The organism is Roseiflexus sp. (genome assembly GCF_057785375.1).
In genome coordinates this window covers 40,042-64,407 of the sequence record NZ_JBYNRX010000093.1, presented here as the reverse complement: position 1 = coordinate 64,407, position 24,366 = coordinate 40,042, and the positions used below count along the sequence as shown (strand labels likewise).

Genomic DNA, 24,366 nt, shown 5'->3' with positions numbered 1-24,366 from the left:
CTCGCGCCTCGCGCCTCGCGCCTCGCGCCTCGCACCTCTCGCCTCGCACCTCGCGCCTCTCGCCTCTCAGAACAGAATCTGATCACCGGGCAAATCCTGCAAGCCCGACCACGGTGAACGAACCGTTCCCTCGCGCAACTGGCGTCCCAGACGCAATGCCGCAATCAAGCCAAGCGTAATCAACAGAACGACGAGCGATGTTGCATAGACCGCAGTATATCCCAGCAGGACGCTGCCAGTTTGCAGTTGGACCATATCACGCGCCAGACCGCCGCCCACTGTGCCAAACCCCTGCGCCAGCGCCTGTGTCACACCCCACAGACCAATGAACAACCCGGCGTGTGCGCGATCGGCGAGCGTCATAATCAGCGCGACCGAAGCAACGATGAACAACCCGCGACCGATGCCGATAAATGCCACGCCGCTGCGGAACACATTCACATCGAGGCTCCCGCCTGCCGCGATAACCACCAGAAATCCCAGGGCGCCGACGGCGCACCCGCCAATGATCAGCACAATCGGCGACCGGCCGCGCCACAGGAGCAGACCTGCCGCCGTGATACCTGCGATCATGGCCACGCCCCACAGCGCTGTCAACCGTGTCGTTGCTGCGACGCTCATGCCAAGCACCTGACCGCCGTAGGGTTCCAGCAGCACATCGTGTGTGGCGAGCGCCAGCGTTCCCCCGAACAGGACAACGAACAGCGCGCGCAGTCCGGGCTGCTGCCAGACCACCCGCAGTTGCTCGACCAGCGTCAACCGCACGCGAATATCATCGGTATGGCTGACAAGCGTTCCATCAGAGCGCAACTGCTCGCGACCCAGCAGCGAAATTGCCGTCAGTGCAGCGAAGATGACTGCCGATCCCTGCATCACCTGGATCAACAACACCGGCGAATAGTTTTCGAGAATAGCGCCAACGATGATCGAACTGACAATCGTGCCGACCACCAGCATCATCCACAGCACTGCCAGCACCTTGCCCCGTTCGCGCGGCGGCGTAATGTCGCTCACCAGCGCCAGGTATGTTGTTTCGACGATGTTGACGCCAATGCCGTATGCCAGGAAAATGGCGGCACACACGACGAGCGCCACCGTAAACGGCATCGGGCTATTGGCGCCCAGCAGGATCAGCGAAAACGGCGCTGTTGCCAGCCCGCCATAGGTCAGCACCGCGCCCAGCGCCACATAGGGCGTGCGCCAGCGCCCCTTTGCGCGATGCACATCCGACTGATAACCAAAGATTGCGCGCACCGGCGAGACGAAGTAGTGAATAGCCATGAGCGAAGCGACAATCACCGCCGGGATGTACATGTCGCCGATCAAGACGCGGTTGAGCGTACCGGTGATCGGCGCCAGTGCAATCCCCATGCCAAGTTGGAAGAGTCCCAGGCGCAGAACGCTCAACCACCAGCCCATCGCCTGATGATCGCCTATCCAGGCGCTAACCCGCTGTGCCAGACCCACCGGTCGTTGGGTTCCAGTCGCCATCGTTCCCCCTCACGCGACTGCTCGCATGCTGTACGCGGCACAACCGTAACCGTGTTTTACTCGTTGTGTGCGCCATCATAACGCGACAGTATCCTCATGTCAAGCATACAGCCTTCTCACAACGGGAAAACTTCCTCAACCGGCGCAAGGCGTAAGGCGCCAGTTGGGCAGGCGCTGACGCAAGCCAGATCATTGTACCCGTGACAGAGATCGCACTTGTGAGCGCGTTGGTGTGGTTGATGAGCCGTTTCCAGATGAATGATCGGCTTTCTCCAGCGTTGCCATTGCTGCCACAACTCCCATAGCGGCGACCGATGCGCCGCAGCAACCGGCGTCAGATGCACTGCATCGTAGGGGCATGCCGGTACACATTCGCCGCACCCGGTGCAGGCCTCGGTGATAACCAGCGCTCCGCTGTCATTCCAGACAATCGCATCCTCCGGGCATGCTTCGACACATTCGGCGCCTACTCGACATTGCCGACACGCATCGGCGATCTCCATGCCATTCAGCATCAGATCGGAGAAATGAATACGGCTGGAACCGTGGCGCGAGGCGCATGCATCCTCACAGATCTTGCATCCTGGTTTACATAGACTCAGATCGCGCACCAGAATATGGGTTCCCCGGCGCAGTCCGTGTTCGAGCATCGCCGCCAACTGCGCCTGACGCTCCACATCGCTCTGAATAGCCCGGCTGGACGCTTTCCGCTGCTCGACGACTTCGCGCAACTGGAGCGCCAGTTCTGGCTGGCTTTCCAGCAGATCCTCCAGGTTTTGAGCGGGCAATGCCAGCGCCTCGACCGGCGTCAGCGCCCGCACGTCGGCATTGTGCGGCTGGCGGGTCAGCAGCGACATTTCACCGAAAAAGTCTCCCTCTTCCAGATACGCAATCGCCTGACCGTTCTGCTCGACCACAACCTGCCCGGACATGACGATATACAGCGCGTCGCCGGTCACGCCCTGCTGTAGCACAATTGCGCCACGACCGTACTGCATCGGGCGAAGCGCTCGCGCGATGTGGATGCGTTCCACTGGCGATAAACGACTGAAGAGCGGCACACGTCCAAGGGTGCTCTCAACCAGCCGCTGCTGGTAGATCTGGCGCAGCGCCCGTTCCAGTTCTGGCGCGCTGGACAGGATTGCCTGCACGTCCGCCAGCCGAATCTGCACCAGGTAGCACACCGTTTCAGCGCGTGCTGTCGCTCCACGAAACCGGTCGCCAAATAACGTTGCCACGCCAAGACAATCGCCGCGTTCGAGAATGCCGATCAGGACCTCATGCCCGGCGCGATCACGGAGCGTCAGACTGACAGAGCCCTTCAAAATGAGCATGAGAAAGGCAAGCGGGCGCTGTTCGTTCACAATAATCGATCCCGGCGTGAACGCGCGCAGTGTTGCGCAGGCTGCCAGACGCGCCAGGGTATCGGGTGCGACACCGCGCAGGCAATCGAGGTGCGCCAGCGCCTGCGTCTGTTGCTGACGCTGCTCGCGATGGCGGGTCGTTGCTTCGCTCGATAATGCAATCGACCTCTGATTCTCGAACGGTGCGCTCTTTGATCCCATAGCCTCTCATCCCTCGGTCAAATACCAGCGTCCATCGATTCTGACGAGCGGAACCGTGCCGTCGGAGCGCCCGATCACCTGGCTGAGCTCGATGGTTTGCTCATAGAATACAAATGAGCCACGCTCCGTGGTCCGCACGAGCGTCATCGAAATCGAAGCCGAGGGCAGACGCACCAGGGCGCGCTCGCCATCATCGGCAACCTTTTCTACCGGCTGAAGACCGCGAAGTTCGAAGATGGCCGTCTCATCATCCGCCAGTTGACGCAGACCGTTCGCAAACGATGCTAGCGCACGGCGCAGCGCGACCCGCTGTTCGTCGCGTTCAAGCGGTGCGAAATACCCTGCCAGACGTTCCGCCCAAAAACTGCGCGTCTCTTCCTGGCGCAGGTTCGGGTCCTGCAACGCGCGTTGCAGGTCCTCGAAGAAACTCTCGGTCACCGCTTCAGGTGAAAACCCGCCGCCAAGCCCTGCTTCGTCGGTTGCGGGAACAGCCGTACATCCGACCAGGAAACACACGACGAACACATACCAGAATATGCTTCGCGGTTTCCTGCTTCTATGAGGATGAACATACCGGAACATGACGCATTCATTGTAGCATATCGTCCTGATCTGCTCCATCAAAACATGTATAATGGAATTATGTATAGCATCCATCCTGACACCTATGACGTGATCGTCGTTGGCGCCGGCCACGCCGGATGCGAAGCAGCGCACGCCGCCGCACGCATGGGATGCCGCACGTTGCTGCTGACCATTGACCTCGACAAACTGGCGCACATGTCGTGCAATCCGTCGATCGGCGGGCCGGCGAAAGGACACCTGGTGCGTGAAATCGACGCCCTTGGCGGTTTGATGGGGCGGGTGACCGACCGCACGTTTATCCAGATACGCCTGCTCAACGAGAGTAAAGGTCCGGCGGTGCAGGCGCCACGCGCGCAGGCGGATAAGCGTCTCTACGCCAAGGTGATGAAAGAAACGCTCGAAACAACGCCGAACCTCGATCTCCGGCAGGCGATGATCGAGCGTATTGTTCTCCCACAACCGCTCGACCGCAACGGCAGCGGCACACCGACCGGCGATCTGGCAGGAGTGCAACCCGGTCATTACGCGGTCGTCACCCACACCCGCAGAGTGTACCAGAGCAGGGCGCTCGTGCTGACGACCGGCACCTTCCTGCGTGGCCGGGCCATTACCGGCGATGCGATCTGGGCTGCGGGGCGGGCTGGTGAAGCGCCGGCTACGGCGCTCGGTGAAGACCTTGCGGCGCTTGGCTTCCCGCTGGTGCGCCTCAAAACCGGCACACCGCCGCGCATCGACGCGCGCACCATCGACTTTTCGCAGACCAGTGTGCAGCACGGCATTCCGACACCACGCTTCTTCGGGCATTATTATCACACGCTGGGTGAAACGCCTCCTGAACCGGCATTTACCGGCATGCCCGCCCGCGCCTACCCGGAACCGCTCCTCGATGCCTGGCGACCACAACTCCCCTGCTACCTGGTGCATACCACGCGGGAGTTTCACGAGATTGTGCGGCGCAACCTGGATCGCGCACCGCTATTCAGCGGCGTCATCGAAGGCGTGGGTCCGCGCTACTGCCCCTCGATCGAGGACAAGATCGTGCGCTTTGCTGATAAGGAGCGCCACGGTTTATTTCTCGAACCCGAAGGCTGGTCGACGCACGAGGTCTATGTGCAGGGATGCAATACATCGCTGCCAGAAGATGTGCAGTGGGCGATGCTGCGCAGCATTCCGGCGCTGCGCCGTGTCGAGTTGATGCGCGCCGGGTATGCCATTGAATACGACGCGCTCGCAACCGGTGAGATCGCCGCCGATATGTCGTCGCGCCGCGCATCCGGATTGTTCTTCGCGGGCCAGATCAATGGCACGACCGGCTACGAAGAAGCCGCCGCGCAGGGGTTGATGGCAGGCATCAATGCGGCACGCTTCATCCAGAGAAAACCGCCGGTGATTCTGCGCCGCGATGAAGCCTACATCGGTGTGCTGATCGATGACCTGATCACCAAAGAGATCCGTGAACCGTACCGCATGTTCACGTCACGCGCCGAGCACCGTCTCTTGCTGCGCAGCGACAATGCCGACCTGCGGCTGACGCGGCTGGCGGGCGATCTGGGACTGGTTGACCATGAGCGCGTTGAGGCGGTCGAGCGCAAGCGCGAGGAGAGTGAGCGATTGTTGCGCTTGCTGCGCGGTCGGCGTTTATTCCCCTCAGCCGCAACCAATGCCTGTTTGAGCGAAGCCGGAATTGCCCCGCTCAGCAGCGAAATGAGCGCCGAAGATGTGCTGCGCCGTCCCGAGGTGCGCTACGAACAACTCCGGCAGGCGCTCGATCTGCCGGCGTGCGATGCCGACATTGCAGAACAGGTGGAGATCGAAGCGAAGTATGGCGGATACCTGCAAAAGCAGCAGCGCGAAGTCGAACGTCTGCGCCGCATGGAGTCGCGCCGCATTCCGCCTGATTTCGACTTTGCGGCATTACGCGGGTTGCGCAACGAAGCGCGCCAAACGCTACAGCGCTTTCGTCCGGCGACGGTCGGGCAGGCTGCGCGGCTGGCAGGGATCAACCCGGCGGATGTGGCGATCCTGATCGTGGCGCTCGAACGGCGGGGGAGCGATAGAGCGATCAACGTCAAGCCAGGCGCGTAAGCCGTATCATTGCATCGTCGATTGTCGGCGAGCAAGCGCCTCAGCGAGGAGCGCAACGATCAGCGTAGTGAGCGAAACCCCTTCCTTCTCAGCGCGCATCGCAATTGCGCAATGCAGTGATCGCGGCATCCGCACGAGTAACGTGCCGCTATGCGACGGAAGGCGCCGTGGTGCAGGAAGGGTCCATCCCTCTTGCCGATACGTTTCAATCGTCGCCTCGAGGACGTTCTGCAATTCAGCCACAGTGACTTCAGCCGTGTCACCGAATGCTGAAACGCCCGAAAATTCGGGACACGTCGCAATATAGGCGTTGTCCTCTGATCTCCAGATCGCAGTGCAACTATATTTCATTGACATAAGCGTCACGACCTCTGTATAGGGCTTGGCTTTTCCCCTATCATCTTGAAATGTCAGCACCCCTTGCATACCCTAATAGAGCGATCGACCGGGTGTTGCACAATACTTGCCCGTGTTGACCGTCTTGCGGCTGACGTTGGCTGAGCCTGTCGAAGCCAACGTCAGCCGCTCCACGTCTTTGAGCGTGGCGGTGAATTGGATCGCGCCCGCGCTCCAGCGGCGGTCGAAGCCAACGTCAGCCGCTCCACGTCCTTGAGCGGCCGGGTTTTGGGTGATCGCTCTATAAGGCTGCACTGCAACTGTGCGAATGTTCGGACGTTCAGCTTTTGGAATACCGTTCGCCGACCAGATCGAATCGCGCATCAGAATGTGCGCGACGGCTCGTAAGCAAGGGTTAAAACCGCATATCACCGAAAAGGGGTTGCACACTTCGGTGCAACCCCTTCTTCGATTGGTGACCCCGACTGGGCTCGAACCAGTAGCCTGCAGCTCCGGAGGCTGCCGCTCTATCCAATTGAGCTACGGGGCCGTATCTACTGGCATTCTAGCACCCGCGTTGGGGGCTGTCAAGATTTGTGCAGCAGCGCCGCTCCCCCCAGAATGCCGACATCATCGCCGAGCGCGGCGGGAACTACCATCAATTCTGGATCCATAACGCGGCGCGCTACCACATGGCGCACCGGCTCGAACAACAGGGCGCCGGCGCGGGTTAGCCCGCCGCCGAGCACCACCCGTCCGGGGTTGAGCAGATTGGCGGCTGAGGCGATGCCGATCCCCAGCCATCCCATCGCTTCGTTCCACACCGCGCGCGCCAGCGCATCGCCGGCGGCAGCGGCTTCCGCCACGTGTTGCGCCGTCAACGTATCGGGGGGAATGGCGGACAGCGCGCTGGTTGCACCTTCGGGACCACGCAGTCGCATTCGCGCCTCGCGCGCAATCGACAACCCCGACGCCAGCGCTTCCAGGCACCCGTTGCGCCCACATGGGCAGGGAGGTCCATCCGGTTTCAGCACCTGATGCCCTGCTTCGCCTGCCCAGGCGCGCTCACCACGATACAACCGCCCGCCGATGATAAGACCGCCACCGATGCCGGTGCTCACCGTCAGATAGAGGAGATGCCGCACGCCTCTCCCTGCGCCGAAGTGAAACTCTGCCAGCGCTGCGGCATCGCCGTCATTTGCGACGATGGCAGGCAATCCCAGCGCATCCTCGACGCGCGCCGCCAACGGGAAGTTTTCCCATCCGGCAACATGCATCGAGAGACGCACGGTGCGCCCATCGGCGGCCACCGGTCCGCCAAAACTGATGCCGACGCCATGCACCGGCGAAGGCGCCCCATCGAGCAACTCACGCGCCATCGCCAGCATCGCGTCCAGGCTGGCGAGCGCCCCGCCAGCCACCGGCGTCGGCAGCGCGCGGCGCGTCAGCAGTGCGCCATGCGCCCGATCGACGAGACCGGCAGCCAGTTTCGTGCCGCCAAAATCAAGCCCAAGCACAAGTGTCATACGAGTTCGGCGCTGATCCGCTCACCAAGCGCAACCGCCAGGCTATGGCAGATGGCGCTGTGGGCATCTTCAACTTCAGGCATGCAATGGCTGGGAACCACGACCGCGATGCGCGCCAGACCGGCCAGTTTGCCGCCGCCAAAACCGGTCAACCCAATCGTCATGGCATCCTGCGCCGCCATCCACTCAACGGCGCGCAGCACATTCGGCGAGTTGCCGCTTCCCGAAATCGCCACCAGCGTGTCACCAGGGCGGTACAACGACATGACCTGCTCGAGGAAGACGCGCTCATACGCAGTATCGTTCGACCAGGCCGTCATTACCGGTACATTATCGGTCAACGCCAGCGCACGCAAGCGGCGACGGCCGTCGCTGATCGTCCATTTTGCCAGATCGCACGCAAAATGCGACGCATTGGCAGCGCTGCCGCCATTCCCGCAAATGATGATCGTTCCGTCACGCAGGTAGGTTTGCCACAATGCTTCTTCAATCGCGCGCAGCGGTTCACGGGGCGTCACCGCGAGCGTTGTAGCCAGCGATGTGAGATACTGGTCGACTCTCATTCGTTTCCCTCCTCAGGAGTTAGGAGTTAGGGGGTTGAGGAGGTAGGGGTAATGATCGCGCCTGTACCCTTCCCATCTTCAACCTCTCCTTGTCATTAGTGTACCGCAGAACCCGGAGCAGTGATACGCTGCGTCACGCCGTTCCCGGAACATTCCTGCTCCGTGTTATAATTGCGTTGTGAAAAGTCTCTCATATGCAGCAGCGCAGCAGGAAGTGAGAAGCACTATGAACGAAGGCGAGCGCGATCTTACCATATCGATAGAGGAGGAGTTCGGTCTGAGCGCCGTGCGTGAATTGTTGCGGATCATCAGTGAAACCGACGTCAGTGAAATCTCGATCGAGCGTGGAACGACACGGCTGCACGTCAAACGAGGACCGTCTCTCCACCACCATTCGCCAGCGCCGATGTTCGTCACGCCATCGATCGCCGCCAATGTGCAACCATCAGCGCCGCCGATTGGCATCGTGCAGGCGCCAGTTCAGACGCCGCCGCCGGTCACGCCTGCTCCAGAACCGGACGCACTGCCGCCGGGCAGCGTCATCGCCGCACCGATGGTGGGAACATTCTATGCCGCTCCATCCCCGAAAGACCCTCCATATGTCCAGGAAGGCGACATCATTCACGTCGGTGATCGGGTCGGCATTATCGAGGCGATGAAGATGATGAACGAGATCGAAAGCGAGTTCGCCGGTCGGGTTGCAAAGATTCTGGTCCAGAACGCGCAACCGGTGGAGTATGGACAGCCGTTGATGGTCATCGAACCACTGTCGTAACGGCGACGCTATCGCTCAAGGGGCGTTCGAAGGAGTGACGGTTCATTCCCATGCAGCTGCTGACCGTTTCCCAACTCAACAAGTACCTGCGCGACCTGCTCGATGCCGACGATCTGCTCCGCGACGTGTGGGTCGAAGGGGAAATTTCGAGTTTCAACCGTCACTTCTCCGGTCACTGCTACTTTACACTGAAAGAAGGTGAGGCTCAGATCGGCGCGGTGATGTGGAAGTCAACCGCGTCGCGTCTGGCGACGCTGCCGGTCAATGGCGAGGCAGTGCTGGCTCATGGGCGGGTGGCGTTCTACGAGGTGCGCGGTCAGGTTCAACTCTATGTCGATATGCTGCGACCCGCCGGCATCGGGCTGCTGCAGGCGCAATTCGAGCGCCTGAAGGAGCGCCTTGCCGCCGATGGGCTGTTCGATCCGTCGCGGAAACGCCCTCTGCCGCTTCTGCCGCACCGCATCGGCATTGTGACATCGCCAACCGGCGCGGCGCTCCAGGATATGCTCAACATTCTGCGTCGCCGTTACCCGCTTGCCGAAGTCGTCTTTGCACCGTGCCGCGTTCAGGGCGCAGGCGCCGCCGATACTATCATCGATGCGTTGTACGCGCTCTACGACACTGGTGTGGACGTCATCATCGTGGCGCGCGGCGGCGGCGCTGCTGAAGACCTCTGGACGTTCAACGATGAACAGGTGGCGCGCGCTGTGTTCGCCAGCCCGGTCCCGGTCGTGAGCGGGGTAGGACACGAGACCGACACGACGATTATCGACTTTGTCGCCGATGTGCGCGCCCCCACTCCATCCGCCGCTGCCGAACTGGTGTCGCCCGACATGGTCGAATTACTCGACGATATTGCTCAGATGCGCAATCGGTTGAGCGCTGCGATGCTCCAACATCTGACAGGCGCCCGTGAGGCGACTGCTCACCTGAAACTGCGCCTGGATCTGCGGTCGCCAGAGAGTCGTATTCGACGCGATCGTCAGCGCATTGATGAACTTATGCGTCGCGCCGCTTCAATGCTGGAGCGCCGTCTGAGCCTGGCACGCGCCCATCTCAACGGGACACGCGGTCGCCTTGAAGCGCTCAGCCCACGGGCGACGCTCGAACGTGGCTATGCCATCGTTCAGTCGCCAGATGGGGCGCTGATTACGGATGCGAACCGGCTCGCACCGGATGACCGCGTCGAGATCGTGGTGCGACGGGGACGTTTTCACGCCCGCGTGGAACCGTAACGAGGCTTTCCTATCCCCATGCATCTTCCGTTATTGCGATACCAATGATGACGCGATTCCAGCCGTCCTCGACATCTAATCTCGGTTTCATCTCACGTTTATATTCTGTGGCGGTACATCATGCTGGGAGACGCCCGACGGGCTGTTGCAGAGATGCAGCATTGCGAAGGACAGAACAGGTGCGCCTATGACGTTAACCAACGAACCCGTTCCTGCTGAAGAGTACGAAACACTGTACGCACGTCTTCAACAGATCGTCGAGCAGCTCGAATCCGGCGATCTGCCGCTGGCAAAGGCGCTGGCGCTGTATGAAGAAGGCGTGGCTGCTGCTGCAGCATGTCAACGCTTGCTGGATCATGCGGCGCTGCGTGTGCGCACGCTCATGGATGGCGCAGACCAATTGCCTGCTGCGGAGACGGACGCGTGAACGTCGAAAAAGTGCATCGTTACCCCCGGTACTTCACCATCACAGTTGAGATTCTGTCGGCTATCACCGTCGTGCTTGCGCTGGCGCTGCTGGGGCGTGACCTGCTACGCCTGCTCTGGTCGATCTATGACCTCGATACGGCGCTTTTCGCTCGACTCCCCTGGCTTACAGACCTGGTACTGATTATCTCTGACGCCAATACGCCTCCGCCGGCGGGACTGATGGACCTGGCGCCCGCGCTGGCGTGGCTGGCGCTGGCGCTGGCGGCTGCGCTGTTCCTGCGAAATAGCCTGCCCACTGTGCGCACCAGCGCCCGCGGCATACTGGTGGCGTTCGTCAACGACTGGCTGCCGGTGCCGTGGGAAAATATTTGCGCGATCAAGGTGACCGAGGCGGGTGAGCGCTATGTGCTGCTGGTCGAAACTGACGGCGGATGGCTCACTGGCTGGCATCGCTGGTACAGTTTCGTCTATCGTCTTGGATTTCGCCCGGCATTCCTGGTCACGTCGCAGATCAGCGACTTCGATGAATTAGTCAAGACATTGTTGAGCGAGGCGGATCGCGCGGCGCGCACCATGGCGAAAGACCGACGCATTGAGTTACAGGAAGATGCCAGTTCACCACTTTTCCGGCTTCTGCTCAGCCCATCCGCGTTTTTTACGCAACGCGCACCACAACGCGGCGCTCCACCCGCCGCAGCAGTCGTTCCCGGCGATGTCGTCATCGGGCGCTATCCTCGTCATATCCGCATCACCCTGACCTGGACTGCAGCGCTCATTGCGGGGGCGGCGATTTTGCGGTACCTGACGCTCATTCTGACGTTCCTGGCGATCACATTTCCCGCGTTGCGTTCGCTGCCGATCATCAATCAACTCGATCTGCGATTGCTTCCCACTCCCTGGTGGTTGCTGATCGAGGCGCACATGGTTCTGGTGTTTCTGTTGGGCGTCGCATCGGTCATTTACCATGCGTTGCCCGCAGTAGAAGCACGCAGTGAAGGATTGATCGTTCATCGCCTGCGCGGCCGGCTGCTCGTCCCCTGGTCGCAACTGCGGGTCATGAAAGTTACTGAGTTTTCGGAAACCAGCCAGATGGTGCTGATCCAGGTCGCCGGCGGATTGCCGCTGGATGCCCGTTTTGTCAGCATGCTGTACGATGGCAGCCTGGCGCCGGGCATTTTGATTACCTCAGCGATTAGCGATGCCGACGCACTGCTGCAACGCATTGTCCTCGAAGCCATGCGATATCATCAAGCCACTGGCGATGCCCAGACAACCCCTTTCCAGAGCGATGCACGTTCGGATCTTCTGTTGTTGAGCGTCCAATCGAGCGCCGCTGTCAACCGTCTGGTCGAAGAGGCGCGCAACGATCTGGATACGCAGCAATTTGCGGCTAAACGGTTCATGCGCGTTTTGCCCCCTGCCCTCGGGCTGGCAGCATTCCCCGCGCTGATGCTGTTCGCTGACCGTTCGTTCGTTCAGCACATTCTCCCGGATGGACGCCTGGCGGGGGCAATCGTTGTGATGCTCTTGCTGGCGCTACTCGAGTGGCCGCTGGTGTCGCTCGCCGCCATCGTCCTCGATGAGATGGGTGGCGGTAGCGAGGAAGGCTTGCGCCCGCTCTATCTCTACCCGCCGGTTCAGCAACCGCGTCTATTTCTCATGCTGGCGGCATTGTGCGTCCTGCTGCTCGGCGCACAACCGCTGGCGACGCTCCTCTGGCTGGGCGCTATCGGCTGGTCATTCTGGCTGGCGGCAGGGTTGTGGAGTGCGCTCTACGACTGGCGCGGCGGGCAACTGATTGGTGGCGGATTAATCCCGGTCGCCTTCCAGTTGATTCTGCTGATTGGATATGTGGTGGTGCGGGCGTAGGAGTTAGGAGTTAGAGCCTGTTATGCACTTCGGAGAGAACCGTGGTATGCTTTCAGCATGACACGCACACCCTATCCACGCGATGGGAGCGACGCGGAGCGCTGAGCCGGTCGAAGCGAGGAGTAGGCCTTCGTCGCTCCCTCCCTGACCGTCATGACCGAAGACGCCCCGCAGCGCGTGGTCGCGCTGCGGGGCGTCTTTAACGGATTGCGCTGGATCGTCCGCACGGGGGCGCCCTGGCGCATGACGCCCAACGATCCGCCGCCGTGGTCCGCCGTCTCTCAGCAAATCCAGCGCTGGCTGAAGGCCGAGGTCGTTGCACCGCGCTCGTCCATGATCGGCGCACGCGCTTGCGCGCCATCGAAGGGCGCGCGCCTGCGCCGCGCGCGGCGATCGGTGACGCGGGCGCCATGCAATTGCCCCCCCGGCCCCCCCCGCATGCGGGGGGGCAGGGGGGCATGTGGGGGGGCTGGCAGGGGGGCGTTGAGCGGCGCTTCGCCTGGATGGCGCGCGTTCGCTGGCTGGCACGCGATGATGAGCGGTTGCCGGAAACCTTGGCGGGAGTGCATGTTCTGGCCTTTGTGATGCTCATGCTGAAGCGATGCGCTGAGCGGGTCGAAGCGCGGTTCATTACCTTTATGGTCGAAAGTACATAACAGGCTCTAGGAGTTAGCATTAACATGCACCCTCGCGCCTCGTGCCTTGTGCCTCGTGCCTCTCGCCTCGCGCTTCTCGCCTCTCGCCTCTCGCCTCGCACCTCTCGCCTCTCGCCTCGCGCTTCTCGCCTCTCGCCTCGCACCTCTCGCCTCGTGCCTCTCGCCTCTCGCCTCTCGCCTCTCGCCTCGCACCTCTCGCCTCTCGCCTCACCACGTTCAACATTCAACGTCTCTCGGCTGCTTACCGCAGGACCGTGAGCAACAGCGTCAGCGTCGCCAGGCTTAGCAGCGTCGTCACTGCCACAACGCCGGCGACGAAGCGTGGACGCGCATTAAACTCGAATGAATAGAGCACCATATTGACGGCAGTAGGCATACTGGCTTCCAACACCACAACGCGCAGCGCCAGATCATCCAGCGCCAGCGCCCGCGCAATGCCATACGCCAGAATCGGCGAAATACCCAGACGTAGCATCGCCACGACCGCCGTCAGACGAACATCCTCCACGGGTGTCCCGTTTGCAAGCTGCATCCCCAACAGCAGCAAAAGTAATGGCAGCGCAGCATCAGCCATCAATGCCGCACCCCGAAAGGCGCTCCCCCATGCGTCACTGCGATGCGGCAGATCGATCCCGCTAAAACGAGCCAGCAATCCGAGCGCCACAGCATAGATCTGCGGCATGGCCAGCATCTGACGCACCGCACTCCTGAGATCGCTCTGCCCGGCGCTGGCGATCGGGACCGCCAGCGTCTGCGCCATGATGGTCTGCGCGATGAAATAGAGCAACGCCCGCTGAAAACCGGCCTCGCCAAAAGCAAAGCGACTTGTCGGCAATCCGTAGTTCCCCGAGTTCATGAACATAACGCAGAGCAGCAGCGCCGCAAGACTGCTGCGCTCCAGACGCAAAAGCGCACCGGTGATCAGTCCGACGACCCCTATTCCCAGGCAGACCGCCACCGAAGCCGCAATGATGCGTAGCGCCTCACCGCCTGTCACATCGATGCGAACAATCGTAGTAAAAATCAGCGCCGGACCGAGCACATACATGCTCAGCCGATTGAGCGAGGGGAGATCGAGTTCGAAGCGCCGCCGCAACGCATAGCCGCTTGCCACAACAACGATGACAGGCAGCAGAACCTCGACAAAGGCGGAGAGAATGACCATGCAATGCGCCTGCCCGGCAGTACAATGCGGCGGACACCAGAGTGAAGACGTCTGATGGACCTATTTGTGGAACCCGCAAGCATCGTTCGTCGGAAGTCCGCTGTCGGTTTCACGCAAGCGTTCACTCGTCACGAAGCGATGTTCATCATCCGCGAACTTGTGCCTGTGGCATTTGAGAACATAATTCGGCATCATCCACGCATCCTGCGGCTTCAGTTGCCGGTCGCCTGGCGCGTCAACGTATCGAAGATCAGCGTATCGACCAGACGCTCCACCGGGGCGCGATCATCGGTGAATGGCGCAGATGTCGCCGCAGACGAGCGCGTCGGAACATACACGCGCTCGAGGGTGCGTCGCAGCGCAGGATGCTCGAGGCGCGTATACGCTTCGAGCAGGTTGGCATACCCATTGCCGACCTCCCGATTGACGCCGATAATGATCTGATTGCTCAGACGCGCCGTTTCGATCACAATCACCTGCGGAAAAACCTGCTCCATCGTCATGACAATCGCCCGGCTCAACCGATCGTCGCCGTTGGGTCCCAGCCCTGCATTCACTACCGCCACGCCGTCGGACGCCAGATGCCGCTGTACCAGTCGAAAGAACTCAACCGTTGTCAGATGGAATGGAATGTAGGGCTGATGATAGGCATCTATCGCAATGACATCGTAGACGCCGCCCCTGGTTGCCAGCCAGTAGCGCGCATCTTCGGCGTATACCCGGTAATTCGGATGATCGGAACCGGTCGAAGCATCGCGCATATTGAAAAACCGCCGCCCCACATCAATAATCATGGGGTCGATCTCGACAGCATCGATATGCGTTTCAGGTCCGAAGATTGCCAGGAATTGCGCCGGTGTCGTCCCAGCTGCCGAGCCAAGCATCGCCAGACGCCGCACCGTTGCCGGGTCACGTCCTGGTACAACGAATGGCGCAATTGCAAAATAATCCCACGGACCACCGCCGGTCAGCGTATCGAGCGGATCGCCGTCGAACGCCGTATTGTAAATCGAATGGATCGCCAGACCTTCGTTCAGCAGGAGCACGACCTGCTGACCATACTCAGGATCCTGGCGAGTGGCGACCTGAATGTAATTGTAGGGCGATTCGTACTCGGCGATCAGCGTGCATCCTTCGCATCCGGCGCTTTTGATCGGACCTGGCGAGAAGAAGGTATATCCTGCCAGCGCCGCAGTCAGTGCGAGCGCTGCCAGTGCGCCCCAGCCGCGCACCCCAGCCGCGCCAAGCGCCACGAGCAACCCGGCGTACACATACGTCGTTGCGGAAGTGCCAATCGCGGGAATGAGCACAAGCACGGTAAGGAAGGTTCCGACGATCGACCCGACGGTTGAGATGGCGGACACGGTTCCGGCAGCAGCCCCTGACACCTTCACGCCGGCTGCAGCGCAATGCAATTGCAGGCGCACGGCAAATGGTCCGACCATTGCCAGCAGCGTCACCGGCACGGCAAACAGCGCCAGTACGCCGAACAGTGCGCCAATAAAGCCGCCGACTGCGAGTTGCGCGACTGCGCGTTGTGCAAAACCAAGGATAGGTGCGGCGAGCGGCGGGATCAGCGCCGTTGCGACGCCGGACAGCAACACGATCCAGTAGAGGAGGCGCTCGTTGGGATAGCGGTCGGCAAGGCGTCCGCCAAGGTGATACCCAATCGCCAGATAGACCAATGTTAAACCGATGATTGCAGCCCAGATCGGCTGCGATGTGCCGAAGTAGGGAGCAAGCAGTCGCGAGGCAATCATCTCGACGCCAAGCGTGCCAACGCCACATAAAAAGACCGTGCCCGTCAGCATGGACGCAATGCGTGAAGCTGTCTTTGCCGTCTTATTCGTCTTTGGAGATGAGACCGTAGCCTCCTGGCTCATGGACAGAACTTTCCAGGGAAGCGGCTGAACTCAGTACAGGACGGCGCCCTTATTCACAGTGCGGAACGGATCAGCATACTGATGGCCTGCAACAACAGCATTGCGATGATTGGCGAAAAGTCGAACATCATCGTCTGTGGCAGGATGCTGCGAATAGGCGCCAGCATTGGTTCCGTCAGATCGCGCAGCACCTGAGTGATCCGCATATTGCCGAGCGGATCGACCCACGAGAGCAGCACGCGAAACAGGATTGCCAGTGACAACACTTCGATCAGGAGAAAGATAAAACTCTCAATGAAATTCGACGGCATACCAGCCCGCCTCCTTACGTGGCATCGGTTCAGCACATTAGCATTATACCAGACCTTGACCCTTAAGAACTGAGAACCGAGAACTGAGAACTGAGAACTGAGAACTGAGAACCGAGAACTGAGAACTGAGAACTGAGAACTGAGAACTGAGAGCCGTAGCGTCATCAAAAACGTTCAACCTTCAGCGTTCAACTCCATGCGCAACCGCACCGCTGCTGCGTGCGCCGCCAGGCGCTCGGCATCCGCCAGGCGCGCTGCGGCTGGTCCGATCCGGCGTAGCGCTGCATCATTCAATGCAACGAGCGAGATAACCTTGCGAAAATCGTCCACGTTGACGGGCGAGGCAAAGCGCGCTGTGCCGCCGGTTGGCATGATGTGGGACGGTCCGGCTACATAATCGCCAAGCACCTCGAATGAGCGTTCACCGAGGAAGACACCGCCAGCGTTGTGCACCTTCCCGACATAGCGCCATGGATCATCGACCAGCAGACAGAGATGTTCAGGAGCATATTCGTTGGCGACCTCGAAGGCGGCATCGAGATCGGGAACCAGCACGATCCCGCCGCGTCCGCTGACGGCGGCTGCGGCAGCAGCGGCATTCTGCACCGGCAGCGACTCGAGCTGGCGCGCAACCTCAGCCTGTACCCGTACAGCAAGTGCGCGATCCGGCGTAACCAGAACGGCGGAAGCGAGCACGTGCTCCGCCTGCGCCAGCAGATCAGCGGCAACCAGCTGCGGATCGGCATGCGCATCGGCAATAACCAGCGTCTCCGTTGGACCCGGCAGCGATTCGATCCCGACAATGCCGTACACCGCGCGCTTTGCCAGCACCACGAACAGGTTGCCAGGACCGACAATCTTATCAACACGCGGTACGCTTGCTGTGCCGTATGCCATAGCTGCAATCGCCTGCGCGCCGCCAATGGCAAACACCCGTGTCACACCAGCAGCGGCGGCAGCGGCGAGCACAGTGGGATCAACCTCGCCATTGCGCTGCGGCGGTGTACAGACTATCAACTCCTCCACGCCGGCCACTCGCGCCGGAATTGCGGCATGGAGCAGCGATGACGGAAGCGGTGCAGCGCCTCCTGGAACATAGACGCCAACCCGCTGCAATGGAGTGACAATCTGCCCCAGCGCACCTTCAGCGCCGAACTCGACCCATGAGGTGCGTACCTGACGCCGATGGAAGCGCGTCAGTTCGCCGATCGCCAGTTCAATCGCGCTGCGCAGATCGGGATCGAGGGCGGCGAAGGCTGCGGCGCAGCGTTCTGCCGAAACTTCCAGCGGACCGGTATAGTCATCAAGACGCTGCGACCAGTCGCGCAGTGCGTCGTCGCCGCGCTCGCGCACATCACGGATGATGCGGTCAACCGCTTCGGCAGGTGTCAACCGTGCGCCAAACCGCTGTTCAATGGCATTGAGCAGCGTCATCGGCACGTCGATTTCGTCGAAGGGCGCCCGTCGCAGGATGGTGCGACGGGCAACCGCAAAATCATCGAAGATCGGAATCGTCATAGAGATTGTTCCTCGAGCAGCGCAATCAAATGTTCATACCTGTTGCAAGTCGCGTCGAACACATACTGCGCCGGCATCACTGCGATCGTATCGCCGCCTAACTGACGCAGGTGCGCCACCAGATCGAGCACGCGCTCCTGCGGCACGAGCAGCGTCACCATGTACCAGCCAGGCGCGCCCGCTGCACGCGGCGTACAGGGCCAGACCGGCGAAATCGTCGGTCCCTGCACGCCCGCCAGATCGGGACGGGCGCCTACACGTCGCCCCACATCTTCCAGCGACTCCCCGGCGATGTTGGCCGTCACCTGGACAAAACGGCGCGCCCGCCGCCGTGCCTCGACGAGTTCCAGCACCATGCGGGTCGCCGCCAGCGCCGCAGGATTGGCGCGCAGGCACCGACGACTGGCGATCAGGCATGCCTGAGTGCGGAGGATCGGCTCGCCGATAATCTTCAACTGATTATCGCGCAGAGTGACGCCGGTTTCGGTAATATCGACGATAATGTCAGCATAGCCGAGTCCCGGCGCTGCTTCTGTCGCGCCCTGCGACTCAACCAGGCGGAAGTAGTTGATGCCGTTCGCATAGCAGAAACGGCGCGTCAGCGACGGATACTTGGTTGCAATACGCAGCGGTCGCCCTTGAGCGTGCAGTTCCACCGCCAGATCCGCCAGATCGTGCCGAGAGACGACATCGATCCAGGTTTCCGGTACGGCGACGACCAGTTCAGCAGCGCCATAGCCAAGATCATCGAAAAGCACGATAGGGTCATCGCGGTCGCCACGCAATTCCTCTACCAGATCAAGTCCGCTGATACCCAGTTCGATTTCACCTGCCGCCACTTTCTCGACGATGTCGGTCGGTCGGTGGAGCAGTACATCGGCGCCAGGAAGAGCGCGAATGGATGCCGTGTAGCGGCGGGGATTCGGCCGCGACACCCGCAGCCCGGCACTCTCAAGAAAGGCAATCGTGCCATCGTACAGACTGCCTTTTGACGGTATAGCAAAACGAATCGTCATCACTGCTGCACATCCTGCGTCATCCGGCGCACCAGCGTCATCATTCGGCTGAGACCCAGCACTGCCAGCATCCCAAGGATCAATGCGCCAATTGCGCCGATCTCAAAGCGAACAACCGACGCCAGACCGCCAATGCCAAGCGACACACCGGCGACGACCAGCAGATGAGCAATATGGACACGCCGCAGTCTCTGCTCATCGACAACACGATCAGTGTGCGACAAACGCCGCTCCAGATCATCGAGGTTCCACGCAACCAGCGTCATAACGAGCCCTATGAGAGGAACGAGCGGCATGACCTGAGCAAATGTCGCGCTCACGGCGACGATAATCATCCCCGGCAATGCAACGACACGCGACCAGCGTTGCTCAAGGACGACCCCGGCTGCCCATATGCCGCCAAGCGCTGCCGGCGCCAGCGCCAACATCGTTTCACCAACCGCGATCAGCCCGCCAGCCAGACATGCTGCCGCCAGACTGATCGCGCCGGTAATCATCAACACGCCACTGGAATACAACGTTCGCATCGATAGACACCTGCACTGCCTGTAACCGCCACGGTTCAGGACTGTCCTGTGGAAACATCATCAGGATCAATGCCCAGCGCCCGCAAGCGTTCCGCCAGACGCGCCGCCCGCTCTGCTTCGCGCCGTGCCTGCTCCTCCGCCGCCGCGCGCGCCGCCGCTTCGCGCTGCGCCTGCTCCTCTGCCGCCGCACGTGCGAGTGCCTCCTGCTGCGCGCGTTCCGCTTCGCGCTGCGCGCGTTCCGCCTCACGCTGCGCACGCTCCACTTCGCGCTGCGCGCGCTCCGCTTCGCGCTGCGCGCGCTCCTCTGCCTCCGCGCGCGCCCGTACCACTTCCTCAAAGGTCAGAAATGGACGACCATCCGGATAGAAGAGGGTGACACCTTCGTCCGTCACGGTAAACCGGACTCCCAACAGCGGACTGGACCATCCGTTCATGTCATCAATGACATGCAGCCGCTCACCCTGACGCACCCAACCGGCCACATCGCCGTGCTGCGGGTCAATCACATAATACTCGTTGACGCCATAGCGCTCGTAAAACTCAAGTTTACGCGCCATTTCACTGAATGTGTTGCTGGGAGACAGTATTTCAAAGACCACCTGCGGCGGCTGTCCGCCCTCTTCCCACTGAAGATATGCGCCGCGATCCCCCTTGGGCCGCCCGATGGCAACCATAACATCCGGCGCACGACGAATGTCGGGGCGCCCTTCCACCGGATACCATAACAGATCCCCCGCCACGAAAACATCCGGTCGGTCGGCAAAGAGTGCGGCCAGATTCCCCTGTACCACAACGATCCAGCGAAACTGCAATGTGTTATCCGCCATTGGTTGCCCATCGCTTTCGGGATAGATGATCGTCGGTTTTGTCTCAGGCGCTGCTACACTCATTGTCGCCCCCCTTTCCCTCATCAGTGAACGCGCTCAGCGATTGCAGTATAGCACAGAATTGCGACATTGATCAGCGATGGAAGCGCGCCAGCGCCAGCGCCAGCGGCGTCTCGACATTCCAATCGACGATGCGCACGCCAGCCATGAGCAGACGTTGCAACAACGCCTGGCGTTCGACCCGCGCGATCCGCACTGCCAGATCTGCCACGACGCCGATTGTTGTCGCCTCGAATGCCACCGGATCGGGACTGATGATCAGCACGTCATACCCATGCGCGCGCATATGAAGAATCGGCGATGCATCACCGGGTTGCAGCGGGCTTACCAGAACAATCTGGGAGCGCGCCGGAAACAGGCGCGTCGGAATGTCCGCCAAACTTGCAAGAGCGGCGCGGTCGCCGGTGCGTGCCTGCGCCAGCGCGCGCAGCACCTTTTCGCGCTGCATTTTGCCATAGCCGGGAAACGTCCACTCGATGGCATGACCGTAGATCAGCAGCCCTACCCGGTTTCCCTGGCTGATGAGCGCATCCGCCAGCGCCGCGGCAGCCTGCACGCTATACTCGAACAGGGTGTGATGGTTCCCCTGCACATCGCTTCCACGCCGCGCATCGAGAATAATACCGATATCGGCGACGCGCTCCTGCTCAAATTCATTGACATACAACGAACCAGGAAAGCGTGCAGTAGCGCGGTTGTTCATCCAGCGAACCGGATCGCCCGCCTGATACTCACGCACGCCGAAGAACTCGACGCCGGCCCCGCCCTGTCGCGCCGGAATGGTCCCGGAGAAGATGCGCGTGCGCCGCGGGCGAATGCCGAGGCGAGTCAGGCGCGCCACTTCGGGCATGATCAAAATGTTTCCCGGCGCCGCCACGGCCATCGTGCGACGATTCAGCCCCAGGCGATCGCTCACCGTCGCCTGCACGCCGCTGAAATGATAAAAACCGCGCACACCGCGCACGGTATATGCGAGGGTCGCCGTCGCGCCCGGCGCCAGCAGGGTCAGGCAGGCGGATTGACCGCCGGTCAGTTCCAGCCCTGCAGGGATGACATCCTCGAACAGAACCGACACGGTTCGCGGACCGCAGTTGGTGATTGCGACTCGCACGTCGATCATCGCTCCTGGAGATGTACGCTCCGTGCTCAGGGTGCGCGTCGCCTGCAATTGCAGATCGTCCGGCATATCGAGCAGCGCTGCGCCAGCAAAGATCGCCGGAGGAATGGCGAGTGCGATCAGCGCGCCGTTGAGCGTGGCAAGCCCGAGCAGCGCCAGACCAAACGCCAGCGCGCTGAGCGTGATCACGGTACGGTTGTCGGATAGAGCGGTCATCGCAGAACCGGTGCGGGAGTCGCATGGAGCGCCGATGCGAGAATCTCATCGGCGGCGCGGCGTTGCATCCAGAGATCTGGGGTCAGAATGAGACGGTGTGCCAGCGCGGGGCGCACGAAGACCTTGACATCGTCGGGGATGACAAAATCGCGGCCATCGAGCGCTGCGCGCACCCGCGCCAGTTTGAGCAGCGCCAGCGACCCGCGCGGGCTTGCGCCGACCGCCACCCGCGCATCGGTGCGGGTAGCGGCGACCAGTCGCACGATATAGTCTTCGATGTCGGCGTCAACATACACATCTTCGATAGTGTTGCGCATCGCCAGCAGTTCTGCCGCATCGGTCACCTGCTCGATGACCGCATCATCGCTGCGGCGCTCCCGCCGGCGGCGCAATATTTCGCGCTCTTCCTCCAGCGATGGATAGCCAATTGAGAGTTTCATCAAAAAGCGGTCGAGTTGCGCCTCGGGAAGCGGAAATGTTCCCTCGTACTCGATAGGATTTTGGGTTGCCAGCACCAGGAACGGCTCCGGCAACGGCATGGTTTCGCCTTCGAGGGTCACCTGGCGTTCCTGCATCGCTTCGAGCAGCGCCGACTGTGTTTTGGGCGAGGCGCGATTGATCTCGTCAGCCAGGACAATATTGGCGAAAATCGGTCCACGCCGTAACTCGAAGCGCTCTGCCGCACGGTTGTAGACATAGCCGCCGGTAATATCACCCGGCAGCAGATCGGGCGTGAACTGAATGCGACGGAAATCGAGGCCGAGCGCCGCCGCGAAACTGCGCGCAATCAGTGTTTTCGCCAACCCGGGATAATCCTCGAGCAACACATGCCCGCCAGCCAGCGTCGCCGCCATGATCTGATCGAGCACTGCCCGCTTCCCGACGATCACCCGTTCGACTTGTGCGATCACACGCTGCCCAAGGGCGGCAACATCAGTGTAATTATCTGACATAGATCCCACACATCGTCACTGGTCGCGCACGAGACGCTCGACAGCGACAATCACTTGTTCCAGATCGACATCGAGTGGTGAAGGTTCATCCCGTTGCAACAGCGTGCGGTGACGCGGCCGGTATGAATCGGCGCCAGCGCGGAGAAACTCAGCAACGTGCGGTGGCGTGTCGATAGCGCCGGATGCGATGCGCTGCCGGGCGACGCGCAACTCGATACGCTCACGCGCAGCGATTGTTTCCGCCAGCAGCAGCATCAGGCGTTGCGCCATACGCCAGCGCGAATACTCGTGGCGCTGCGCCAGCGCCACCAACCGCAGCCATTCATAGACGCGCCCATGCAGAGCAGCGTCGGTGTCGCGGCGAACCTCTCCCCGCCGTCCCCCCCAGATGCTCGCCAGTGCCACGATGCCTGTTGCTGCCACAAATGCGAGCCATATCATTCCCTGCGGGATGCTCTCGAAAATCCGTATCGCCCCCCAAATCGCATACAGCAGCGGCCTGATCAGGGTATCTTCGAGCAAGCCGCGAATACCCAGTGCAACAATCTCCACCGCCGCCGCCAGCGCCAGAGTCACGATCAGTCGTTGCCGCCACATGCCATTTCCCGCTTTCGTCCAGAAGCCTCCTGCAGGTTCCATGATTTTATGATTGAGTCCACTGCAAAAAGGCTTTACCACCAAGGACCCGAAGCGCACGAAGGTGAAAGATGAAGCGCCTTTCCTTTGTGTCCGTTTGTGACCTTCGTGGTTGCTTTGTGCCGTGAAGTTCCGACAGACGCTCAGCGCCCGCCGCTACGCAACTGATAGGCTTCGACGATTTCCCGCAGGCATGCTTCTGCTTCGCGCGCTTCACGCGGACCAGGCGCGCGCGAGCTGTAGCGCACCGCCTCAAATAGTCGCGTGAGGCGTCGAATATGGGGAGCGGCAAGACCGGTGCGCGCCAGACGTTGCTCGAATTCACGCGCCGTCATATCGGGATCACGCACGATGCCGCGTTCCGTGTGCAGAATACGCACCATCTCGACATAGCAGCGAGTGACGGTATCACGCAGATCGACGCCCGCTTCGAGGTTGCGCAGGGCAGCCTGCGCACTGGCGGCGATCTCATCGCCGATGTTCGCAGGAGCGCGCTTCGGGAACCGCCGCACCACCCACCATGCCGCCAGCGCCATCCCGGCTGCAATCGCCACACTGATCAAGGTCACGAGCCACGCCGGCGGATTCGTCACCAGATCGGGCGGAACCACACCGTCCGGCGTCTCAGACGCCTGATTGGGCGCGCCAGCCGCCTGCCCTGGCGCGCTGCGCGGCTCGAAAAGCGGCGGTCGCAGGTTCGCCATAAGTAGGTAGACCGTCAACATCACGAGCAGATAGATTGGCAGATTGCGCACCAGCCAGCGTCGAAAATCGCGCGAGAAGAGCGTCATGAGCACAACAAACGCGCCCAGGACGAGCAGTACTGTTCCCACCCATGCCAGGTCTACAAAGCCGCCGGGAACGGAAGGGCGCCCCAGCCCAGGAAGCGCAAACAGATCATACGGAAATGGCTTCCCCGCTTCCAGACGCACCGATGGCAGTGCAGCCGCAAGCAGCATCAGCGCACCCAGCGTGACGATCAGCCACCCTGCCAGACGCCAGCGCACCCGTTGCGACATGCA

Annotated in this window: 24 protein-coding genes, 1 tRNA gene and 1 pseudogene; 7 read left to right on the top strand and 19 right to left on the bottom strand. The window is 61.3% G+C overall.

The window, feature by feature from the left end; all coding sequences use genetic code 11:
• Nucleotides 1–66: 66 nt before the first annotated feature.
• The 3 genes from AC3EA7_RS18495 to AC3EA7_RS18485 form a co-directional block, all read right to left on the bottom strand.
• Entirely contained in the window at nucleotides 67–1,491 is a 1,425-nt protein-coding gene (locus tag AC3EA7_RS18495; protein ID WP_488615548.1) for a BCD family MFS transporter, read from the bottom strand.
• Between the two features lie 116 nt (nucleotides 1,492–1,607).
• On the bottom strand, nucleotides 1,608–3,056 hold the full coding sequence (locus AC3EA7_RS18490; protein ID WP_488615547.1) for a cyclic nucleotide-binding domain-containing protein: 1,449 nt from the start codon (nucleotides 3,054–3,056) through the stop codon (nucleotides 1,608–1,610).
• 6 nt (nucleotides 3,057–3,062) lie between these two features.
• Complete coding sequence (locus tag AC3EA7_RS18485) at nucleotides 3,063–3,581, bottom strand: hypothetical protein (protein ID WP_488615546.1); 519 nt, start codon at nucleotides 3,579–3,581, stop codon at nucleotides 3,063–3,065.
• A 117-nt stretch (nucleotides 3,582–3,698) separates the two neighbouring features.
• Here AC3EA7_RS18485 and AC3EA7_RS18480 point away from each other — a divergent pair, with 117 nt between their 5' ends.
• Nucleotides 3,699–5,726 carry a tRNA uridine-5-carboxymethylaminomethyl modification enzyme MnmG/GidA gene (locus AC3EA7_RS18480; RefSeq protein ID WP_488615545.1) on the top strand — a complete coding sequence of 676 codons (2,028 nt, stop codon included), beginning with the start codon at nucleotides 3,699–3,701 and terminating at the stop codon, nucleotides 5,724–5,726.
• Between the two features lie 6 nt (nucleotides 5,727–5,732).
• Here AC3EA7_RS18480 and AC3EA7_RS18475 read toward each other — a convergent pair whose 3' ends face one another.
• The 5 genes from AC3EA7_RS18475 to AC3EA7_RS18455 form a co-directional block, all read right to left on the bottom strand.
• A complete protein-coding gene (locus AC3EA7_RS18475; protein ID WP_488615544.1) occupies nucleotides 5,733–5,969 on the bottom strand; it encodes a toxin-antitoxin system HicB family antitoxin in 237 nt (78 codons plus the stop codon).
• Nucleotides 5,970–6,155: 186 nt separating this feature from the next.
• The gene (locus AC3EA7_RS18470) at nucleotides 6,156–6,446 is read right to left on the bottom strand and encodes a hypothetical protein (protein ID WP_488615543.1); all 291 of its coding nucleotides are present in this window, start codon (nucleotides 6,444–6,446) and stop codon (nucleotides 6,156–6,158) included.
• Nucleotides 6,447–6,535: 89 nt separating this feature from the next.
• Nucleotides 6,536–6,612: transfer RNA gene (locus tag AC3EA7_RS18465), tRNA-Arg, on the bottom strand.
• Nucleotides 6,613–6,649: 37 nt separating this feature from the next.
• A complete protein-coding gene (locus AC3EA7_RS18460; RefSeq protein ID WP_488615542.1) occupies nucleotides 6,650–7,588 on the bottom strand; it encodes an ROK family protein in 939 nt (312 codons plus the stop codon).
• A complete protein-coding gene (locus AC3EA7_RS18455; RefSeq protein ID WP_488615541.1) occupies nucleotides 7,585–8,151 on the bottom strand; it encodes a D-sedoheptulose-7-phosphate isomerase in 567 nt (188 codons plus the stop codon). Before AC3EA7_RS18455 ends, AC3EA7_RS18460 begins: the two co-directional genes overlap by 4 nt.
• A gap of 226 nt (nucleotides 8,152–8,377) precedes the next feature.
• Here AC3EA7_RS18455 and accB point away from each other — a divergent pair, with 226 nt between their 5' ends.
• The 6 genes and pseudogenes from accB (at nucleotide 8,378) to AC3EA7_RS18425 (ending at nucleotide 13,115) form a co-directional block, all read left to right on the top strand.
• Nucleotides 8,378–8,926, top strand: a complete 549-nt coding sequence (accB, locus tag AC3EA7_RS18450; protein ID WP_488615540.1) for an acetyl-CoA carboxylase biotin carboxyl carrier protein — start codon at nucleotides 8,378–8,380, stop codon at nucleotides 8,924–8,926.
• A 50-nt stretch (nucleotides 8,927–8,976) separates the two neighbouring features.
• Nucleotides 8,977–10,161 (top strand): exodeoxyribonuclease VII large subunit, encoded by a 1,185-nt coding sequence (xseA, locus tag AC3EA7_RS18445; protein WP_488615539.1) that lies wholly within the window; start codon nucleotides 8,977–8,979, stop codon nucleotides 10,159–10,161.
• Nucleotides 10,162–10,348: 187 nt separating this feature from the next.
• Nucleotides 10,349–10,588: an exodeoxyribonuclease VII small subunit gene (gene xseB, locus AC3EA7_RS18440; RefSeq protein ID WP_488615538.1), complete on the top strand. Its 240-nt coding sequence runs from the start codon at nucleotides 10,349–10,351 to the stop codon at nucleotides 10,586–10,588.
• Nucleotides 10,585–12,459 carry a hypothetical protein gene (locus tag AC3EA7_RS18435; RefSeq protein WP_488615537.1) on the top strand — a complete coding sequence of 625 codons (1,875 nt, stop codon included), beginning with the start codon at nucleotides 10,585–10,587 and terminating at the stop codon, nucleotides 12,457–12,459. The genes xseB and AC3EA7_RS18435 overlap by 4 nt, the downstream gene beginning before the upstream one ends.
• Nucleotides 12,460–12,612: 153 nt before the next feature.
• Nucleotides 12,613–12,717 (top strand): annotated as a pseudogene (locus AC3EA7_RS18430) (IS5/IS1182 family transposase); the annotation flags it as partial.
• Between the two features lie 8 nt (nucleotides 12,718–12,725).
• On the top strand, nucleotides 12,726–13,115 hold the full coding sequence (locus AC3EA7_RS18425; RefSeq protein ID WP_488615563.1) for a hypothetical protein: 390 nt from the start codon (nucleotides 12,726–12,728) through the stop codon (nucleotides 13,113–13,115).
• A 241-nt stretch (nucleotides 13,116–13,356) separates the two neighbouring features.
• On the opposite strand, the gene AC3EA7_RS18420 is transcribed toward AC3EA7_RS18425, so the two are convergent.
• The 11 genes from AC3EA7_RS18420 to AC3EA7_RS18370 form a co-directional block, all read right to left on the bottom strand.
• The gene (locus AC3EA7_RS18420; RefSeq protein WP_488615536.1) at nucleotides 13,357–14,280 is read right to left on the bottom strand and encodes an AEC family transporter; all 924 of its coding nucleotides are present in this window, start codon (nucleotides 14,278–14,280) and stop codon (nucleotides 13,357–13,359) included.
• A gap of 212 nt (nucleotides 14,281–14,492) precedes the next feature.
• Entirely contained in the window at nucleotides 14,493–16,163 is a 1,671-nt protein-coding gene (locus AC3EA7_RS18415; protein ID WP_488615535.1) for a spermidine synthase, read from the bottom strand.
• A gap of 53 nt (nucleotides 16,164–16,216) precedes the next feature.
• Entirely contained in the window at nucleotides 16,217–16,474 is a 258-nt protein-coding gene (locus AC3EA7_RS18410; protein WP_488615534.1) for a YggT family protein, read from the bottom strand.
• A 174-nt stretch (nucleotides 16,475–16,648) separates the two neighbouring features.
• Nucleotides 16,649–17,992, bottom strand: coding sequence for a histidinol dehydrogenase (hisD, locus tag AC3EA7_RS18405; protein WP_488615533.1), 1,344 nt, complete (start codon nucleotides 17,990–17,992; stop codon nucleotides 16,649–16,651).
• Nucleotides 17,989–19,008 carry an ATP phosphoribosyltransferase gene (gene hisG, locus AC3EA7_RS18400; protein WP_488615532.1) on the bottom strand — a complete coding sequence of 340 codons (1,020 nt, stop codon included), beginning with the start codon at nucleotides 19,006–19,008 and terminating at the stop codon, nucleotides 17,989–17,991. Before hisG ends, hisD begins: the two co-directional genes overlap by 4 nt.
• Nucleotides 19,008–19,535: a hypothetical protein gene (locus AC3EA7_RS18395; protein WP_488615531.1), complete on the bottom strand. Its 528-nt coding sequence runs from the start codon at nucleotides 19,533–19,535 to the stop codon at nucleotides 19,008–19,010. The genes hisG and AC3EA7_RS18395 overlap by 1 nt, the downstream gene beginning before the upstream one ends.
• Before the next feature lie 35 nt (nucleotides 19,536–19,570).
• Nucleotides 19,571–20,425: a Uma2 family endonuclease gene (locus tag AC3EA7_RS18390; RefSeq protein ID WP_488615530.1), complete on the bottom strand. Its 855-nt coding sequence runs from the start codon at nucleotides 20,423–20,425 to the stop codon at nucleotides 19,571–19,573.
• 70 nt (nucleotides 20,426–20,495) lie between these two features.
• Nucleotides 20,496–21,755, bottom strand: coding sequence for a DUF58 domain-containing protein (locus AC3EA7_RS18385; protein ID WP_488615529.1), 1,260 nt, complete (start codon nucleotides 21,753–21,755; stop codon nucleotides 20,496–20,498).
• A complete protein-coding gene (locus AC3EA7_RS18380; RefSeq protein WP_488615528.1) occupies nucleotides 21,752–22,708 on the bottom strand; it encodes an AAA family ATPase in 957 nt (318 codons plus the stop codon). Before AC3EA7_RS18380 ends, AC3EA7_RS18385 begins: the two co-directional genes overlap by 4 nt.
• 15 nt (nucleotides 22,709–22,723) lie before the next feature.
• Nucleotides 22,724–23,347: a hypothetical protein gene (locus AC3EA7_RS18375; RefSeq protein ID WP_488615527.1), complete on the bottom strand. Its 624-nt coding sequence runs from the start codon at nucleotides 23,345–23,347 to the stop codon at nucleotides 22,724–22,726.
• A 140-nt stretch (nucleotides 23,348–23,487) separates the two neighbouring features.
• Nucleotides 23,488–24,363 (bottom strand): DUF4129 domain-containing protein, encoded by an 876-nt coding sequence (locus AC3EA7_RS18370; RefSeq protein WP_488615526.1) that lies wholly within the window; start codon nucleotides 24,361–24,363, stop codon nucleotides 23,488–23,490.
• Nucleotides 24,364–24,366 lie beyond the last annotated feature (3 nt).

Coding starts and splice junctions, on each gene's coding strand:
- AC3EA7_RS18495 (WP_488615548.1), bottom strand. CDS start 1,491: ATGGCGACTGGAACCCAACGACCGGTGGGTCTGGCACAGCGGGTTAGC.
- AC3EA7_RS18490 (WP_488615547.1), bottom strand. CDS start 3,056: ATGGGATCAAAGAGCGCACCGTTCGAGAATCAGAGGTCGATTGCATTA.
- AC3EA7_RS18480 (WP_488615545.1), top strand. CDS start 3,699: ATGTATAGCATCCATCCTGACACCTATGACGTGATCGTCGTTGGCGCC.
- AC3EA7_RS18470 (WP_488615543.1), bottom strand. CDS start 6,446: ATGCGCGATTCGATCTGGTCGGCGAACGGTATTCCAAAAGCTGAACGT.
- AC3EA7_RS18460 (WP_488615542.1), bottom strand. CDS start 7,588: ATGACACTTGTGCTTGGGCTTGATTTTGGCGGCACGAAACTGGCTGCC.
- AC3EA7_RS18455 (WP_488615541.1), bottom strand. CDS start 8,151: ATGAGAGTCGACCAGTATCTCACATCGCTGGCTACAACGCTCGCGGTG.
- accB (WP_488615540.1), top strand. CDS start 8,378: ATGAACGAAGGCGAGCGCGATCTTACCATATCGATAGAGGAGGAGTTC.
- xseA (WP_488615539.1), top strand. CDS start 8,977: ATGCAGCTGCTGACCGTTTCCCAACTCAACAAGTACCTGCGCGACCTG.
- xseB (WP_488615538.1), top strand. CDS start 10,349: ATGACGTTAACCAACGAACCCGTTCCTGCTGAAGAGTACGAAACACTG.
- AC3EA7_RS18420 (WP_488615536.1), bottom strand. CDS start 14,280: ATGGTCATTCTCTCCGCCTTTGTCGAGGTTCTGCTGCCTGTCATCGTT.
- AC3EA7_RS18415 (WP_488615535.1), bottom strand. CDS start 16,163: ATGAGCCAGGAGGCTACGGTCTCATCTCCAAAGACGAATAAGACGGCA.
- AC3EA7_RS18410 (WP_488615534.1), bottom strand. CDS start 16,474: ATGCCGTCGAATTTCATTGAGAGTTTTATCTTTCTCCTGATCGAAGTG.
- hisD (WP_488615533.1), bottom strand. CDS start 17,992: ATGACGATTCCGATCTTCGATGATTTTGCGGTTGCCCGTCGCACCATC.
- hisG (WP_488615532.1), bottom strand. CDS start 19,008: ATGACGATTCGTTTTGCTATACCGTCAAAAGGCAGTCTGTACGATGGC.
- AC3EA7_RS18395 (WP_488615531.1), bottom strand. CDS start 19,535: ATGCGAACGTTGTATTCCAGTGGCGTGTTGATGATTACCGGCGCGATC.
- AC3EA7_RS18390 (WP_488615530.1), bottom strand. CDS start 20,425: ATGAGTGTAGCAGCGCCTGAGACAAAACCGACGATCATCTATCCCGAA.
- AC3EA7_RS18385 (WP_488615529.1), bottom strand. CDS start 21,755: ATGACCGCTCTATCCGACAACCGTACCGTGATCACGCTCAGCGCGCTG.
- AC3EA7_RS18380 (WP_488615528.1), bottom strand. CDS start 22,708: ATGTCAGATAATTACACTGATGTTGCCGCCCTTGGGCAGCGTGTGATC.
- AC3EA7_RS18375 (WP_488615527.1), bottom strand. CDS start 23,347: ATGGAACCTGCAGGAGGCTTCTGGACGAAAGCGGGAAATGGCATGTGG.
- AC3EA7_RS18370 (WP_488615526.1), bottom strand. CDS start 24,363: ATGTCGCAACGGGTGCGCTGGCGTCTGGCAGGGTGGCTGATCGTCACG.